The following is a 14,527-nucleotide window of genomic DNA, read 5'->3' on the forward strand; positions in this document are numbered from 1 at the left end:
CGGCTTGCCGGCGAACAGGCCATAACCGCCAACCTTTATTCCCCTCCCCACACCGCCCATCATCTTCAGTTATGCTCGCCGTTCGTCATGAATGATCGGAGCTTCCTGACCCATGCCCACACCCCGCCTTCTTGCCCTGCTCAGCCTCGCCCTGCTGACCGCTTGCGCCAGCCAGCCCAAGCAGAACGTCACCGTTGAAAACCAGAGTGAATGCCCGCTGCAACTGCACAGTGGGCAGAACCTGATCCTCACCCTGCCAAGCAACCCCACCACCGGTTATCGCTGGGCGATCCAGGATTCGGCCGGCGGCATCCTGCGCAAGGTCAGCCCCGAGGTCTACAGCAACCCCGAAGACACCGGCCTGGTGGGCAGTGGCGGGCAGTCGACCTGGCGTTTCCAGGCCTTCGCCAGCGGCCAGGGCCGGCTGCTGCTGACCTACCAGCAACCCTGGGCACCGGAAGAGGCCCCGGTGAAGGCCTTCGACTGCTCGATCACGGTGAACTGACATGGGCTGGCTGATACTGGCGCTGATGGGCGCCGCGACCTTCCTCTACGGCGTCAGCGTGCATGCCACCCTGCTCTGCCTGCTGGTCAAGCCACTGCCGGTGCTGGCCCTGCTGGGCTGGCTGCACGATGCACCGCCCGGGGACTACCGGCGCTGGATCATCATCGGCCTGCTGTTCTCGGTGCTGGGGGATGTCCTGCTGGCCTGGCCCACGGACCTGTTCGTGTTCGGTCTCGGAGCCTTCCTGGTGGCGCACCTGGCCTACCTCAAGGCCTACCTCAGTGACTGCCGGCGCCCGGCGCTGCTGCCCTTGCTGGTGGCACTGGCCATTGGCGCGGTGCTGTTGAGCATCCTGATCTCCCACGGCCTGGGGCCGTTGCTGGTGCCGGTGATCGTCTACGCCCTGACCATCAGCGCCATGCTCTGGCGCGCCCTGGCACGCCTCGGCTCAGCGGTGCCCACGCGGTCCGCGGTACTGGCAGCGCTGGGCGCCCTGAGCTTTGCCTTCTCCGACAGCCTGATCGGCATCAGCCGCTTCGTGCTGGCCTTCGACGCCGCGCCCTACCTGATCATCATTTTCTACTGGCTGGGCCAGTGGGGCATTGCCGCTTCGGCGTTCAGCCAGAAGCCGCGCTGAGCCGCCTGCGCCGGCAGGCCGGTCCCTACTCTCCGTAGGAGCCGGCTTGCCGGCGAAAGGACCACACCTTGCGTCGCCCTTGAGCCCCTGAAGGCCCTGCGGGCCTTATCGCAGCCTGCGGCAGCGGCTACAATGCCGCCCTCTTTTTATCTCCATCGCCGGAACCGCCGTGAGCAAAGAACCCGACCGCCTTTTCGCCCAGCCACTGGCCCAGGTGCCCGACTTCGCCTTCAACGAGGATGTGGTGCGGGTGTTCCCGGACATGATCAAGCGCTCGGTGCCGGGTTACCCGACCATTGTCGAGAACCTCGGGGTGCTGGCGGCGCAGTTCGCCCAGCCCAACAGCGTGCTCTACGACCTGGGCTCTTCCCTGGGGGCGGTGACCCAGGCCCTGCGCCGCCATGTGCGCACGGATGGCTGCCGGGTCATCGCGGTGGACAACTCCGCAGCCATGGTCGAACGGTGCCGGGAATACCTCAACGGCCAGGATTCGATGTTCCAGGAGCTGCTGCCGGTGCAGGTGATCGAGGGCGATATCCTGGCCCTGGAATTCCAGCCGGCCTCGGTGGTGGCGCTGAACTTCACCCTGCAGTTCATCGCCCCCGAGCAGCGTCTGGCCCTGCTGGGGCGCATCCGCCAGTCACTGCTGCCCGGTGGCGCGCTGATCCTCTCGGAGAAGCTGCGCTTCAACGATGACCAGGAACACGCCCTGCTCACCGACCTGCACATCGCCTTCAAGCGCGCCAACGGCTACAGCGAACTGGAAATCGCCCAGAAGCGCAGTGCCATCGAAAACGTCATGAAGCCCGACAGCCTCGAAGAACACCGCGAACGCCTGCTGGCTGCCGGGTTCTCGAAAGTCGTGCCGTGGTTCCAATGCCTTAACTTTGCCTCGTTGATTGCCCTGCCATGATTGATCTGTCCCCCCTCGCTCGCCGTCTGGCGGGTACGCCCCTGGCCACCTGGGCCAATGGGCTGCAAGCCCAGCTCGACGCCAAGATGGAAAAAGGCCATGGCGACCTGGAGCGCTGGCAAAGCGCCCTGGATGCATTGCCGAAGATCCAGCCCAGCGAAATCGACCTGATCAATGGCCTGCGCCTGGACACCGACTGCGACGACGCCACTCGGGCGCAGATGCGCACAGCACTGATGGGCCTGTCGCCGTGGCGCAAGGGCCCGTTCGACCTGTTCGGCGTGCACGTGGACACCGAATGGCGTTCGGACTGGAAGTGGTCGCGGGTCGCTCCGCACCTGGACCTTGAGGGCAAGCGCATCCTCGATGTCGGCTGCGGCAATGGCTACTACATGTGGCGCATGCTTGGCGCCGGCGCCCACAGCGTGATCGGCGTCGACCCCAACTGGCTGTTCTTCTGCCAGTTTCAGGCGGTGCAGCGTTACTTGTCGGAGCCTTCGGTGTGGCACCTGCCGTTCCCCTTCGAAGACCTGCCGGCCAACCTGGAAGGCTTCGACACGGTGTTTTCCATGGGGGTCTTCTACCACCGCCGTTCGCCCATCGAGCACCTGCTGGCGCTCAAGGACTGCCTGGTCAAGGGCGGTGAACTGGTGTTGGAAACCCTGGTGGTGGAAGGCGACCAGCATCAGGTGCTGGTACCGGAAGACCGCTACGCGCAGATGCGCAACGTATGGTTCCTGCCGTCCGTACCGGCCCTGGAACTGTGGCTGCGACGGGCCGGTTTCAGCGATGTGCGTTGCGTGGATGTGAGCGTGACCAGCATCGAGGAACAGCGCGGCACCGAGTGGATGAAGTATCAGTCCCTGAGCGACTTCCTGGACCCCAACGACCACAGCAAGACCATCGAAGGCCTGCCGGCGCCGATGCGTGCGGTGATAGTCGCCAAGAAATAACCCGCCTTCCCCCCGCAGGAGCTGGCCGGGCGGCGTTCCGCTTGCCAGCGAAGGCGCCCGCCAGAGCGGCGCAAGGCTCAAGGGCCTCTTCGCCGGCAAGCCGGCTCCTACGGTTTTGTGTAGGCCGCGAACCGGTTTGAGATCAGCGCGCTCGACGCGCCTTGAAGAATTCGCTCAGCACCGTGCCGCACTCCTCGGCCAGCACCCCGCCCTCGTACAGCACCCGATGGTTGAGAAACCCTTGGGTGAAGAACTGCCCCTGGCTCTGCACAATGCCGGCCTTGGGTTCCAGTGCGCCGTACACCACCCGGGCAATGCGCGAATGGACGATCAGCCCGGCGCACATGCTGCAAGGTTCAAGGGTCACGTACAGGGTGCTGCCGGGCAGGCGATAGTTGCTCACCGCCTGGGCCGCTTCGCGGATCGCCACCATCTCGGCGTGGGCGCTGGGATCGCTGCCGCTGATGGGGCAGTTGTAGCCACGGCCGATGACCTGCCCATCCAGCACCAGCACCGCGCCAACCGGCACCTCGCCCAGGGCAGCGCCCTGCGCGGCCAGGGCCAGGGCTTCACGCATGAAGTCCTGGTCGCGGCTGCGGTCGATGATCGGCGCCGGGCGTATCTGGCGCATCACACCACCTCGATGGCGGCCATAAGGCCGGTTTCCATGTGGTCGATCACGTGGCAGTGGAACATCCAGACCCCCGGGTTATCCGCCACCAGGGCGACCCGGGCACGCTCGTTCTTGCCCAGCAGGTAGGTGTCGGTGAAGTAGGGGGTGATCTTCTTGCGGTTCGAGGCGATGACCTTGAAGCTCATGCCGTGCAAGTGGATCGGGTGCTGGTACTGGGTCATGTTCTTCAATTCGAAAATGTAGCTCTTGCCCTTTTTCAGGGTGGCAATCGGGCGGTCGGCGCAGGTCTTGTCGGTGATGTCCCAGGCCTGGCCGTTGATCTGCCACAGGCTTGGCGGCTTGCCATTGTCCACGTTCACCGAGACCGAGCCAACCCATTCGAAATTGAAGTTGAGCTTCTCGGCGTTGTCGAGATCCGGCTCGGCCACGGGGTTGGCCGGCAAGGCAGCGGGCCACTGGGTGGGCGCGTCGTTGTTGGCCACCGAGCGCAAAGTGCCCAGGCGCACCGGTCCGTTGCGCAGGGACAACTCCACACCGGCCGCCGGCGCCTTGATCGCCAGGCAGATGCGCATGCCCGGGCCCAGCCAGTATTCCTTGCCCAAGGGGCGCGGCTCGATGGGGTTGCCGTCCAGAGCGTAGATCTGCGCTTCGACATCCGGGATGTTGATGCGGTAGGTCAGGGTGTTGTCCAGGTTCAGCAGGCGCACCCGGGTGATCTGCCCGGCCGGCAGGTCGATCACTGCCTGGGACACACCGTTGATGGTGGACAGGCGCCCGGCCGTACCACCGCGCGCCGCCTCCCGAGGGATGCTGAAGGGCATGAACGCGCCCTCTTCATCCACGTGCCAGCTTTTCAGGCTCAGGGTGCGCTCGTACTTGAAGCCGGTGGGTTCGCGTTCTTCGATGATCAGCGGGCCCACCAGGCCGCGACCCAGTTCTTCACTGCTGTTCACATGGGGGTGATACCAGTAGCTGCCGGCATCCGGCACGCGGAATTTGTAGTCGAAGTATTCGCCGGGCAGCACCGGCAGTTGCGAGACGTAAGGCACGCCGTCCATTTCCAGGGGCAGGCGGATACCGTGCCAGTGGATGGTGGTGGCCACCGGCAGGTGGTTGATGAAGCGTACCCGCAGCCATTCGCCCTGGCGCACCCGCAGTTCGGTACCCGGCGCCGAAGGGCCGAAGGCCCAGGCCTCGGTCTTGTGCCCCGGCACCAGCTCCACGTCCAGTGGCGCGGCGATCAGCTCGTAATCGTGCCCCGCCTCGGCGTCAGCCATCTTTCCCAGCCAATAACGCGATGCGCCGCCCGCCCCCACGCCCACCACTACCAGACCGGCCAGACCACCGAGTATTTGTCGACGGGTAAAGGACATGGACTCAACTACCTCACGTATCAGCCGCGGGCCCAGGCCCGCAAAAGGCGAATACGATACACCCGCAGTTGAGAAACAGTAAGGCCGGCGCGGCGACGGGACGCAGGCGAGACGGGGAAACGATGGGTGTTTTCGAGAGTCTGCTCGCTGGCAAGCCCGTTGCTCTTGCAGGAGCCGGCTGGCCGTCGAACAGCCCCCTCAGCCCTGCAATCCCAACAGCAGGTGCACCACGCCACCGGCCAGGGGCATCACCGCCGGTACCCCCGCTACGCGCAAGGCACTGCTGTCCAGCAGTTGCGGATCATGCAGCTCAAGGCGCAGGCGGGTCAGGGCCAGGGGTTGCTGGCTCTTGATGTTGGCGCTGCCACCCAGCGCCGCCAGCATTGCGTCATTCAGAACATTGCCGTTGGCCCTGGGGGCCTTCGGCTGATCAGGGATCAGGTCCGGAGTCAGGGCTTTCCAGAACGCGCGTTGCAATTTCTCGAACATTTTCAGTTCTCCAGAACCAGTGAATCGGCTGCGACTTGCTGCTTGTGCAGGTATTCACGTACCTGAACCGCGTCCTCCAGATCGATGATCCGAGCTGCCAGCGCCTGGCATTCGCTCAGATCCAGCTCGCGTACCCGGGCCTTGATGGCCGGAATCAACGGCACGCTCACCGACAGTTCGTCCACCCCCAGGCCCAGCAACAGCGGCACTGCCAGGGTTTCGGACGCCAGTGCACCACAGACTCCGACCCACTTGCCGTGGGCATGGGCGGCCTGCACCGTTCGCGCGATCAGACGCAGCACCGACGGGTGGAAGCTGTCGGCCTGACTGGCCAGGCGCGGATGATCACGGTCCATGGCCAGGGTGTACTGGGTCAGGTCGTTGGTGCCGATGGAGAAGAAATCCACCTCCGGAGCAAAGCGGTCTGCCATCAGGGCCGCCGAAGGCACCTCGATCATGATGCCCAACTTGGGCCTTTCCGCCAGGCCCAGGGCCCGAACCTCGTCATCCAGTAGCTGCCGCGCCTGACGCAGCTCCGCCAGCTGGCTGACCATGGGCAACATGATGTGCAGGCGTGCCTGCCCGGCGCTGGCGAGAATCGCCCGGAACTGCTCCCGCAGCAGTTCGGGACGCTCCAGGCACAGGCGGATGCCCCGCAGGCCGAGAAAAGGGTTGGCTTCACTGTCCATGGGCACATAGGCCAGGGGCTTGTCGCCGCCCACGTCCAGGGTGCGCACCACCAGATTGCGCTCAGGGCCCAGGGCCTGGGCGATGGCCCGATAGGTTTCAGCCTGCTCCTCCAGGCTGGGGGCGTGGCTGCGGTCCTGGTAGAGGAACTCCGAACGCAACAGGCCGACGCCCTCGCCTCCCAGGCTCATGGCCTGCTCGGCCTCCGCCAGAGAGGCAATGTTGGCCGTGACCTCCAGATGATGACCATCGCGGGTCACCGCCGGTTGCGCCGCCTGGGCCAGGTCCTGACGCTGGCGCAGGCGTTGCTGCTGACGCAGGGCCTCCAGTTGCTGCAAGCGTTGCGGGTCAGGGTCCGTATGCAGTTCGCCGCGATCGGCATCCAGCAACACCCGGGTGCCGTTGGCCAGGGACAGGACCCGGGGCGACAGCCCACAGATCGCCGGCAGGCCCAGGGCTCGGGCGAGAATCGCCACGTGGCTGGTGGCGCCGCCGCCGACAGTGGCAAACCCCAGCACCTTGGCCGTGTCCAGGCTGGCGGTCTGCGAGGGCGTCAGTTGCTCGGCAATCAGAATGGCCTGGTCCGGCAAGCTCACGGCATGCTCTTGCACCCCGAGAATCAGCTTGAGCACCCGTTGGCCGACGTCCGCCAGATCCACCGCGCGCTCAGCCAGCAGCGTACTGCCCAGGCCCTTGAACAGCTCGGCGGTAACCTCGATGGCACTGTTCCAGGCAAAGGCGGCGCTCTTGCCGGCGACGATCAGGGCTTCGGTTTGCTGCAACAGGCTCGGGTCGTCGAGGAGTTCCTGGTGGGCACGGAAGATTTCCTGCTGTGCTTCACCCGGGGCATTGTCCCGCAGCTGTTGCAGGCCCCGCACCGCCTCTCGCAAGGCCCGCTCAAGGACTTCACGCTCCTGCTGCGGGTTTGCCGCCCACTCGCTTATCTGCAGGCGCTGCTCAGCCACATGGACCACCTGGCCGACCGCCGAACCCGGTGACGCACAGACACCCCGCAGAACCGTCTCCAACGACTCATCCCGCGCCGCTACTGGCTCAGGACTCGGCGTCGCAGCACTGACGTTCTCGCCACAACCCGAGGCCAGCAGCTCCACCAGAACCTGGATCGCCTGCTCGGCATCCGCACCCGCAGCACTGACCTGCAAGACATCGCCCTGCACCGTCTGCAACGCCATGATCGACACCAGGGACTTGGCATTGGCCGAGTCCTGGCGCCGGTGCAGGCAGATATTCGCGGCAAAGCCCTTGGCGGCCTGGGCCAGCAACGCCGCCGGGCGTGCGTGCAGCCCCTGGGGGTTGCCCAGGATCAGCGGTTTGGAAAACAGCGCCTCTGCTTCAGCGCCCTCGACCTTGGCCCCTTCCTCTGCGCAGGCGGGCTCGATCTGCAACACCGGCTGTCCCAGCTCCACCAGCAGGCTGCCGGACACCAGCCCCGTCACCGCCTCGCCACTGACCACCAGCATCAGGGTCAACAGGCTGCGCGCGTGCCGGGCCAGATAATCAGCATCGAACTCAATCAGCGGCTGGCCTGCCGAGACCTGCTGACCCTCCTCGACCAGACAGGTGAAGCCCTTGCCCGCGAGGTTCACCGTATCCAGCCCGATGTGCATCAGCACCTGCTGGCCCTGTTCACCAGTGATGCTCACCGCATGGCCGCTGCGCTGCAGGTTGCTGATCACCCCGGACAGAGGTGCGCAGAGGGTCTGGGAAGTCGGGTCGATGCACACGCCGTCGCCGATCACCCGGCTGGAAAACACCGGGTCCGGAACCTGGTCCAGGGGCAGCAGCACCCCGGACAGGGGCGCGAGCAATTGCAAGGGTTGGGTTATGGCCATGACGTCACCTGCTAATGATTCCTTGAAGTGCCGATGGAGCGCGAGCCCCGACAGCATCGCTTATTTCCACCAGTACTCGACCTGCAAACCGACGTTCGCCCCGTGTCGGGCAGTGCCGAAGACACCACTGTCGGACAGCGCGGAGCCGGCCGCCAGTTCGTTGGCCGCGCGTTTGGCGGCCTCGTTCCAACTGGCATAGGTGTAATACAGGCGCACCTCGGGCCGCGCCCAGAACTCCGGCCCCTTGGGCGACCAGGTGGGCGCGAAGGTGAACTTGCTGAGTTTGCGGGTGCCACCGGGCGCCTCCACCTGATCGTGGCCAAACTCGGTCACGAGCTTGAACTGTTCGGTGATGGCATAGGCCGGGCGCACACCCAGGGAGATCCAGTTCTGGTCCTGGCCGTCGGGGCGAATGTCCTTCTGATAGACCGCCTCTACCTGGCCGCCGAAGCGCGGGGTGACCTGCCAATCGAAGAACTCCACCAGGCGATAGCTCTTGTTGCCGTCATCCAGGTAGGGATTGCCGGTGTAGCCCAGGCCGGTACCGGGCCCCTCACCGTATTGCAGGGCCAGTTTGTTCTTGCCGCCGAAAAAGTCTTTCTGCACATGCTGGGTGGTGATCGCCCAGCCATTGTGGGCACCACGGCGATCAGGCTTTTCCAGGTAGCTCAGGCCCAGCTCCAGCTCGCCGCCGGGGTTGGTCTGGAAACCGGCAACGTTGAAGTCGTGACGGCTCACGGCCTGCTTCTGGTAGAGATTGTCCTTGCGGGAAAAGGCGTAGCTGTATTTCAGATCGCCGATGCGCACGTCCTCGACCCCGCCGCCGGTGGCGCTCTGGTTCCAGTAGTAGAAGTCGGAAATATGGATGTCGTTACGCTTGTAGTAACGGCGCCCGGCCCACAGCGAGCCGCCATTGAGGCTGGGCAGGTTCGACCACTGGGCGTACATCTGCGGCATGCGCGCCGAGCCGTTTTCGCCCTGGAAGGTCAGGTTGCGGTCGTAGCGGTTGTAGAGCGAGGCCATGCCGTCGACGCTGAGTACCGAACCGTCCTCCAGGGTGTACAGGTCCTGGCGCAGCTCAAGCTCGGCGTACTGCTCGCACTCGTTGCCCAGGCGGTACTTGGAGGGCGCGCCGGGTAGCTGAAAGCAGGATTGCGGGCCGCTGTTGACCGAAGTGCCAAGGCCGCTGCGCAAGTAGCCGGCGAACTCCAGGGCCTGGGCCGGAAAGGGCAATGCCAGGCACAGGCAGGACGCCGCCAGGCCGCGATTTATTGTTGTTTTCATAAGCCACCCCATTATTTTTATTGTGATATTTCGATCCACAGAAGCCGGCTTGCCGACGAACGAAGCCCTGCGCTGTATCTGCAACAGCGCATTCACGGCAGACGCAAACCGCCCGGCAGCTTCTGCGAGGATTGTCAGCAGTCGGTCAGGTGCAAGACGAAGGACTCATAGGGCCGCAGCCGCAAATGCCGGCTGCGGGCGCCATCCCCCGGGTAGTTGCTGATCAGCAGACGCTGCTGCATGCCCGGCTCGATGACCTCCTGCGGCAATTCAACCTCGCACGGCGAACCGTAGAAGTTGTTCACCACCAGCAGTCGCTCGCCCTGCCCTTCCCGCACGTAGGCCCAGACCTGCGGATGCTCGGGCAGCAATTGGCGATAGACGCCGTGCTGGATCAAACCCTGCTCACGGCGCAACGCGATCAATTGGCGATAGTGGTGCAGCACTGATTGCGGGTCGTCGAGCTGTGCCTGGACATTGATCTGGCCAGCGTTGGCCGAAACCTCGATCCAGGGGGTGCCGCTGCTGAAACCGGCATTGGCCCCGGCACTCCACTGCATTGGCGTACGCCCGTTGTCCCGGGACTTCTGCTGGATCGCCGCCATGATGGCCTGCGGCTCTTCACCGGCCTCGCGCTTGAGGCGGTAGATGTTCAGGGTCTCGACGTCGCGATACTGCTCGATGCGCTGGAAATGCGGATTGGTCATGCCCAGCTCTTCGCCCTGATAGACAAAGGGCGTGCCCTGCAGCAGGTGCAATGCGGTGGCCAGCATCTTCGCCGACACCACACGGTGTTCGCCGTCGTCGCCAAAGCGCGAGACCACCCGGGGCTGGTCGTGGTTACACCAGAACAGCGCATTCCAGCCGCCACCGGCCTGCATGCCGCACTGCCAGTCGGACAGGATGCGCTTGAGTTCAAGGAAGTCGAAATCGGCCCGCAACCACTTCTGCTGATTGGGGTAATCCACCTTCAGGTGATGGAAGTTGAAGGTCATGGACAGCTCCTTCGACTCCGGGTTCGAGTAGCGGATGCAGTGTTCCAGGCGGGTGGACGACATCTCGCCGACATTCACCAGGTCATGGCCGGCGAACACTTCCCGATGCATTTCCTGCAAGTACTCATGAACGTTCGGGCCATCGGTATAGAAGCGCCGGCCATCACTCTGGTCCTCGGGGAAGTCCGCAGGCTTGGAGATGAGGTTGATCACGTCGAGGCGAAAGCCGCCGACGCCCTTGTCCCGCCAGAAGCGCATCATCTTGAAGACTTCGGCGCGCACCCGTGGGTTGTCCCAGTTGAGGTCGGCCTGGGTGTGATCGAACAGGTGCAGGTAGTACTGCCCGGTCTGTGCCTCGTATTCCCAGGCAGAGCCGCCGAACTTGGACTCCCAGTTGTTGGGCTCATCGCGCCAGATGTAGAAATCCCGGTAGGGGTTGTCCAGGCTGCTGCGGGCCTGCTGGAACCAGGCGTGCTCGATGGAGGTGTGGTTGACCACGATGTCCAGCATCAGCTTGATCCCGCGCTTGCCGGCCTCGGCGATCAGCAACTCGCAGTCGGCCATGCTGCCGTAGCTGGGATCGATGGCGTAGTAGTCGCTGATGTCATAGCCGTTGTCGCGTTGCGGCGAACGCAGGAACGGGGTCAACCACAGGCAATCGACCCCCAGCCAGTGCAGGTAGTCGAGCTTGTCCACCACTCCCAGCAGGTCGCCGGTGGCCTGCCCTTGGTGGCTGTGAAAACTTTTCGGGTAGATCTGGTAGATCACCGAACGCTGCCAGTCTTGCATGGGGGAATCCTTTGGAAAGTGCGAGGGCATTCGCCGGCGAGCCGGCTCCTGCAGGGCCGGTCAGGCCACTCGGTAGCCGGGACGGATGATCTTCAGGCTCAGGCCGCAGGTCAGGACGAAAGGCACCACCAGGGCGACGACCATACCGATCACGAACATCGGGATGTATTGCGGAATGATCGAGATGAACCCCGGCAGCCCACCGACGCCGATAGCCGAGGCCTGGACCTTGTTCAGCGAGAGGAAGATGCTGCCCAGGGCCGAACCGATCAGCGCGGCATAGAACGGAAACTTGTAGCGCAGGTTGACGCCGAACATCGCCGGCTCGGTGATGCCGAAATAGGCCGAGATCGCCGAGGTCGAAGCCATGCTGCGGTCCCGGGCATTGCGGCTCATGGTGAACACCGCCAGGGCCGCGCTGCCCTGGGCCAGGTTGGACATGACGATCATGGGCCAGATAAAGGTGCCGCCCTGGGTGGAGATCAGTTGCAGATCGACCGCCAGGAACATGTGGTGCATGCCGGTGATCACCAGCGGCGCATAGAGGAGGCCAAAGATCGCCCCACCCACCACCGGCGCCAGGTCGAACAGGGTGACCACGCCTTCGGTGATCAGGATCCCCAGATGGCGGGTCACCGGGCCGATGATCGCCAGGGCCAGCACCCCGGTGACCACGATGGTGGTGATGGGCACCACCAGCAGGGTAATGGCGTTGGGCACCCGGGCCCGCAGCCATTTTTCGATCACGCTCATCACATAGGCTGCCAGCAGGATCGGCAGGATCTGCCCCTGGTAGCCGACCTTCTCGATCTGGAACAGGCCGAGGATGTCGAAGTACGGCAGGCTCTGGCCATCCAGCCCGGCCACGGCCTTGCCGTAGTTCCAGGCGTTGAGCAGGTCCGGGTGCACCAGCATCAGGCCCAGGACGATGCCGAGGATCTCGCTGCCGCCGAAGCGCTTGGCCGCCGACCAGCCCACCAGGGCCGGCAGGAACACGAAGGAAGTGTTGGCCATCAGGTTGATCAGGCTCCACAGCCCGTCCAGGCCCGGGTAGGCCTCGAGCAGGGTCTGGCCCTCGATGAACATGCCCTTGGCACCCAGCAGGTTGTTCACCCCCATCAGCAGGCCGGCGATGATCAGGGCCGGCAGGATAGGCATGAACACATCGGAGAACACCCGCACCAGGCGCTGCATGGCGTGGGTCTTCTGCGCGCCCTTGTCCTTCACATCGGCAATGGTCGAGGCCGCAAGGCCAGTCTGCTCACGCAGCGCCGCATAGACCTTTTCCACTTCGCCGGGGCCGATCACGACCTGGAACAGGCCACCGGTGAAGAACGATCCCTTGACCAGGTCGATCTGGTTGAGCGTGGCGCTGTCGACCCGGCTCGGGTCCTTCAGGGCCAGGCGCAGGCGGGTCACGCAATGGGCAGCCTGCTCGAGGTTGTCGGCGCCACCGAGGCTGTGCAGCAACTCGCTGGCGATCGTTGAATAGTCGTGGCTCATGCTCGTTCTTCCACCTGAGATTTTTGTTATTGGCAGCACGCCGAGGAGGAAACTACTCGTCTGTACGAGTTAAATCAATAACTCGTACAGACGAGTTTGGATTTTTCTTCGAGCCAACGCTCGAAATGTGCTTTTCCGAGCCGACTCCGGCCTGCCAGGTACATGGACAAATACCCCGCGCAGCCCTTAAGGTGCCTGCCTTGAGCACAGCGCGGCACAGAGCCATCCCATGAGCAAATACAACCAGATCTACAGCGATCTGCTTGCCAGCATCACCACCGAACGTCTGGAGCGTGGCGCCCGCCTGCCTTCGGAAAGCGAACTGATGGACAGCTACCAGGCCAGCCGCGGCACCGTGCGCAAGGCCATCGAACTGCTGCAGGAGCGCGGCTTCGCGCAGAAGATCCACGGCAAGGGCACCTTCGTGCTCTCGCCCAATCCCATCGAGTTCCAACTGGGCGGCATCGTCAGCTTCCAGGAAACCTATCCAGGGCTGGGGGATGACGTCAGCACCGAGGTGGTGGAGTTCAGCCAGTTTCCTCTCGAAGGCCCGCTGCGGGCCCATCTGCAAGCCGAAGAAGGCAGCCTGATCACCCGGATCAAGCGGGTCAGGCGCATTGACGGCAAACGGGTGATTCTCGACATCAACCACTTTGTCGCCGATCTGATTCCAGGGCTGGACCGGCAGATCGCCGAGCAGTCGATCTATGCCTACATCGAACAAACCCTGCAATTGAGCATCAGCTACGCCCAACGCACCATCGAGGCCAGCCCGCGGAGCAAGGACGACCAGCAGTTGCTCGACCTGGACGGCCAGAGCCACGTGATCGTGGTGAGCAACCAGACCTTTCTCCAGGACGGGCGCCAGTTCGAGTACACCGAATCACGGCACACCCTGGACAAGTTCTACTTCTCCGACGTGGCGCGGCGCTAAGCCCCACCCTGCCCCATCAGCCCAGCAAGGCCACCAGTTCACCGCTGAGGGGGCCGATGCGCTTCGACTCCTTGGCGGTGTTCACCTGCTGCGCCACCCGCGCCACCTCGATCACCGGGTGCTTGAGGGCGTAGCCGCCCTTGCTGTCCAGCCAGCTCAGGACCTCCGCCAAGTGCCACAGCGAAGCGCTGCCTTCATGGATCGCCAGGGGAAAGCTGTCGGCATGGCCGAGCATCAGCTTGCGCATGTTCTGCCGGGACACGCCGACGATCTCGGCGATCTCGCTGAGGCCGACAAAATCCGGGCTGGCCTCCACCAGCCGCGCTTCGGGAATGATCCGCTTGATATCCCCCAGGGCACTGAGCAGCGCCGCTTCGGCACTCTCGGCCTCGCGACTGAACTCCAGGGCCAGGCGCCCGGCCAGGCCGGTGCCCACCAGGACGTCGGTGCAACCCGCCGCACCGAGGCGCTCCACCAGTTGCAGCGGATCACAGCCCTCCAGCGGCAGCAGGTAGTTGAGGGTGAACAGGTATTCCATGGTGCTTACTCCTTGCGGGCTGCCGGCGACTTGGCTCCACGCAGCTGGTTCAGGGTGCAGTTATCGATCACCCGGCATAACGCCCGGGCGTGCTGGGTCGGGTTCTTCGGCGTGCGCCATACGCTGGTGATGCAAAACTCGCCACAGCGACACACTTCGTTGTTGTACGGACAGTAGATCCGCCCCCAGGCATGACCACCGCCGACCTCGATGCTCCAGCCCTGCCATTCGGCGTAGCGCAGGGCCATTTCAATGTCCTTCTTGGGATGAGTTGCACGAGCCATCCATAGCCTCCAGTATCGCCAGTCACACAAGGTTGTCAACCGACAACCTTGTACCCTCCGATCAAACCCCGCCGCGAACAAGCCGCAGCAAAAACAGGCGGGGGGAGATCCAAGGGTAGAGAGAAGCCCAGGACAAGGGGCCGAGCATGTCTTACG

General features: G+C 64.2%; 14 protein-coding genes. 5 read left to right on the forward strand and 9 right to left on the reverse strand.

Features of this window, described 5'->3' with window-relative positions; all coding sequences use genetic code 11:
• The first annotated feature begins 112 nt into the window (after nucleotides 1-112).
• The 4 genes from AC1RMG_RS16005 to cmoB all read left to right on the forward strand — a co-directional run bounded on the left by AC1RMG_RS16005 (nucleotide 113) and on the right by cmoB (nucleotide 3,008).
• Nucleotides 113-505: a protease inhibitor I42 family protein gene (locus tag AC1RMG_RS16005; protein ID WP_125062137.1), complete on the forward strand. Its 393-nt coding sequence runs from the start codon at nucleotides 113-115 to the stop codon at nucleotides 503-505.
• Nucleotide 506: 1 nt separating this feature from the next.
• Entirely contained in the window at nucleotides 507-1,142 is a 636-nt protein-coding gene (locus AC1RMG_RS16010; RefSeq protein ID WP_011063178.1) for a lysoplasmalogenase, read from the forward strand.
• A gap of 169 nt (nucleotides 1,143-1,311) precedes the next feature.
• Nucleotides 1,312-2,055, forward strand: coding sequence for a carboxy-S-adenosyl-L-methionine synthase CmoA (cmoA, locus tag AC1RMG_RS16015; RefSeq protein ID WP_011063179.1), 744 nt, complete (start codon nucleotides 1,312-1,314; stop codon nucleotides 2,053-2,055).
• Nucleotides 2,052-3,008, forward strand: a complete 957-nt coding sequence (gene cmoB, locus AC1RMG_RS16020) for a tRNA 5-methoxyuridine(34)/uridine 5-oxyacetic acid(34) synthase CmoB (RefSeq protein WP_077934716.1) — start codon at nucleotides 2,052-2,054, stop codon at nucleotides 3,006-3,008. The genes cmoA and cmoB overlap by 4 nt, the downstream gene beginning before the upstream one ends.
• 142 nt (nucleotides 3,009-3,150) lie before the next feature.
• Here cmoB and tadA read toward each other — a convergent pair whose 3' ends face one another.
• From tadA to treP, 7 genes are all read right to left on the reverse strand, one after another.
• Nucleotides 3,151-3,639: a tRNA adenosine(34) deaminase TadA gene (tadA, locus tag AC1RMG_RS16025; RefSeq protein WP_011063181.1), complete on the reverse strand. Its 489-nt coding sequence runs from the start codon at nucleotides 3,637-3,639 to the stop codon at nucleotides 3,151-3,153.
• Nucleotides 3,639-5,015: a multicopper oxidase family protein gene (locus tag AC1RMG_RS16030; protein ID WP_015636864.1), complete on the reverse strand. Its 1,377-nt coding sequence runs from the start codon at nucleotides 5,013-5,015 to the stop codon at nucleotides 3,639-3,641. Before AC1RMG_RS16030 ends, tadA begins: the two co-directional genes overlap by 1 nt.
• Before the next feature lie 198 nt (nucleotides 5,016-5,213).
• Nucleotides 5,214-5,504: a PTS sugar transporter subunit IIB gene (locus tag AC1RMG_RS16035; RefSeq protein WP_011063183.1), complete on the reverse strand. Its 291-nt coding sequence runs from the start codon at nucleotides 5,502-5,504 to the stop codon at nucleotides 5,214-5,216.
• Nucleotides 5,505-5,506: 2 nt separating this feature from the next.
• Nucleotides 5,507-8,044: a phosphoenolpyruvate--protein phosphotransferase gene (gene ptsP, locus AC1RMG_RS16040; RefSeq protein WP_493169601.1), complete on the reverse strand. Its 2,538-nt coding sequence runs from the start codon at nucleotides 8,042-8,044 to the stop codon at nucleotides 5,507-5,509.
• 60 nt (nucleotides 8,045-8,104) lie between these two features.
• Nucleotides 8,105-9,328, reverse strand: a complete 1,224-nt coding sequence (locus AC1RMG_RS16045; RefSeq protein ID WP_011063185.1) for a maltoporin — start codon at nucleotides 9,326-9,328, stop codon at nucleotides 8,105-8,107.
• A 134-nt stretch (nucleotides 9,329-9,462) separates the two neighbouring features.
• A complete protein-coding gene (gene treC, locus AC1RMG_RS16050) occupies nucleotides 9,463-11,112 on the reverse strand; it encodes an alpha,alpha-phosphotrehalase (RefSeq protein WP_493169603.1) in 1,650 nt (549 codons plus the stop codon).
• Nucleotides 11,113-11,172: 60 nt separating this feature from the next.
• Nucleotides 11,173-12,615 carry a PTS system trehalose-specific EIIBC component gene (treP, locus tag AC1RMG_RS16055; RefSeq protein ID WP_011063187.1) on the reverse strand — a complete coding sequence of 481 codons (1,443 nt, stop codon included), beginning with the start codon at nucleotides 12,613-12,615 and terminating at the stop codon, nucleotides 11,173-11,175.
• Nucleotides 12,616-12,844: 229 nt separating this feature from the next.
• Between treP and treR the strand changes: the two genes are divergently transcribed.
• On the forward strand, nucleotides 12,845-13,549 hold the full coding sequence (treR, locus tag AC1RMG_RS16060) for a trehalose operon repressor (protein WP_011063188.1): 705 nt from the start codon (nucleotides 12,845-12,847) through the stop codon (nucleotides 13,547-13,549).
• Between the two features lie 16 nt (nucleotides 13,550-13,565).
• Here treR and AC1RMG_RS16065 read toward each other — a convergent pair whose 3' ends face one another.
• Together AC1RMG_RS16065 and AC1RMG_RS16070 are read right to left on the reverse strand one after the other, a co-directional pair.
• Nucleotides 13,566-14,087: a helix-turn-helix transcriptional regulator gene (locus tag AC1RMG_RS16065; protein WP_053153583.1), complete on the reverse strand. Its 522-nt coding sequence runs from the start codon at nucleotides 14,085-14,087 to the stop codon at nucleotides 13,566-13,568.
• A gap of 5 nt (nucleotides 14,088-14,092) precedes the next feature.
• The gene (locus tag AC1RMG_RS16070) at nucleotides 14,093-14,371 is read right to left on the reverse strand and encodes a hypothetical protein (RefSeq protein ID WP_125062142.1); all 279 of its coding nucleotides are present in this window, start codon (nucleotides 14,369-14,371) and stop codon (nucleotides 14,093-14,095) included.
• Nucleotides 14,372-14,527 lie beyond the last annotated feature (156 nt).

Source organism: Pseudomonas sp. GW822-FHT04H02 (assembly GCF_058800645.1).

Coding starts and splice junctions, on each gene's coding strand:
- AC1RMG_RS16005 (WP_125062137.1), top strand. CDS start 113: ATGCCCACACCCCGCCTTCTTGCCCTGCTCAGCCTCGCCCTGCTGACC.
- AC1RMG_RS16010 (WP_011063178.1), top strand. CDS start 507: ATGGGCTGGCTGATACTGGCGCTGATGGGCGCCGCGACCTTCCTCTAC.
- cmoB (WP_077934716.1), top strand. CDS start 2,052: ATGATTGATCTGTCCCCCCTCGCTCGCCGTCTGGCGGGTACGCCCCTG.
- tadA (WP_011063181.1), bottom strand. CDS start 3,639: ATGCGCCAGATACGCCCGGCGCCGATCATCGACCGCAGCCGCGACCAG.
- AC1RMG_RS16030 (WP_015636864.1), bottom strand. CDS start 5,015: ATGTCCTTTACCCGTCGACAAATACTCGGTGGTCTGGCCGGTCTGGTA.
- AC1RMG_RS16035 (WP_011063183.1), bottom strand. CDS start 5,504: ATGTTCGAGAAATTGCAACGCGCGTTCTGGAAAGCCCTGACTCCGGAC.
- ptsP (WP_493169601.1), bottom strand. CDS start 8,044: ATGGCCATAACCCAACCCTTGCAATTGCTCGCGCCCCTGTCCGGGGTG.
- AC1RMG_RS16045 (WP_011063185.1), bottom strand. CDS start 9,328: ATGAAAACAACAATAAATCGCGGCCTGGCGGCGTCCTGCCTGTGCCTG.
- treC (WP_493169603.1), bottom strand. CDS start 11,112: ATGCAAGACTGGCAGCGTTCGGTGATCTACCAGATCTACCCGAAAAGT.
- treP (WP_011063187.1), bottom strand. CDS start 12,615: ATGAGCCACGACTATTCAACGATCGCCAGCGAGTTGCTGCACAGCCTC.
- treR (WP_011063188.1), top strand. CDS start 12,845: ATGAGCAAATACAACCAGATCTACAGCGATCTGCTTGCCAGCATCACC.
- AC1RMG_RS16065 (WP_053153583.1), bottom strand. CDS start 14,087: ATGGAATACCTGTTCACCCTCAACTACCTGCTGCCGCTGGAGGGCTGT.
- AC1RMG_RS16070 (WP_125062142.1), bottom strand. CDS start 14,371: ATGGCTCGTGCAACTCATCCCAAGAAGGACATTGAAATGGCCCTGCGC.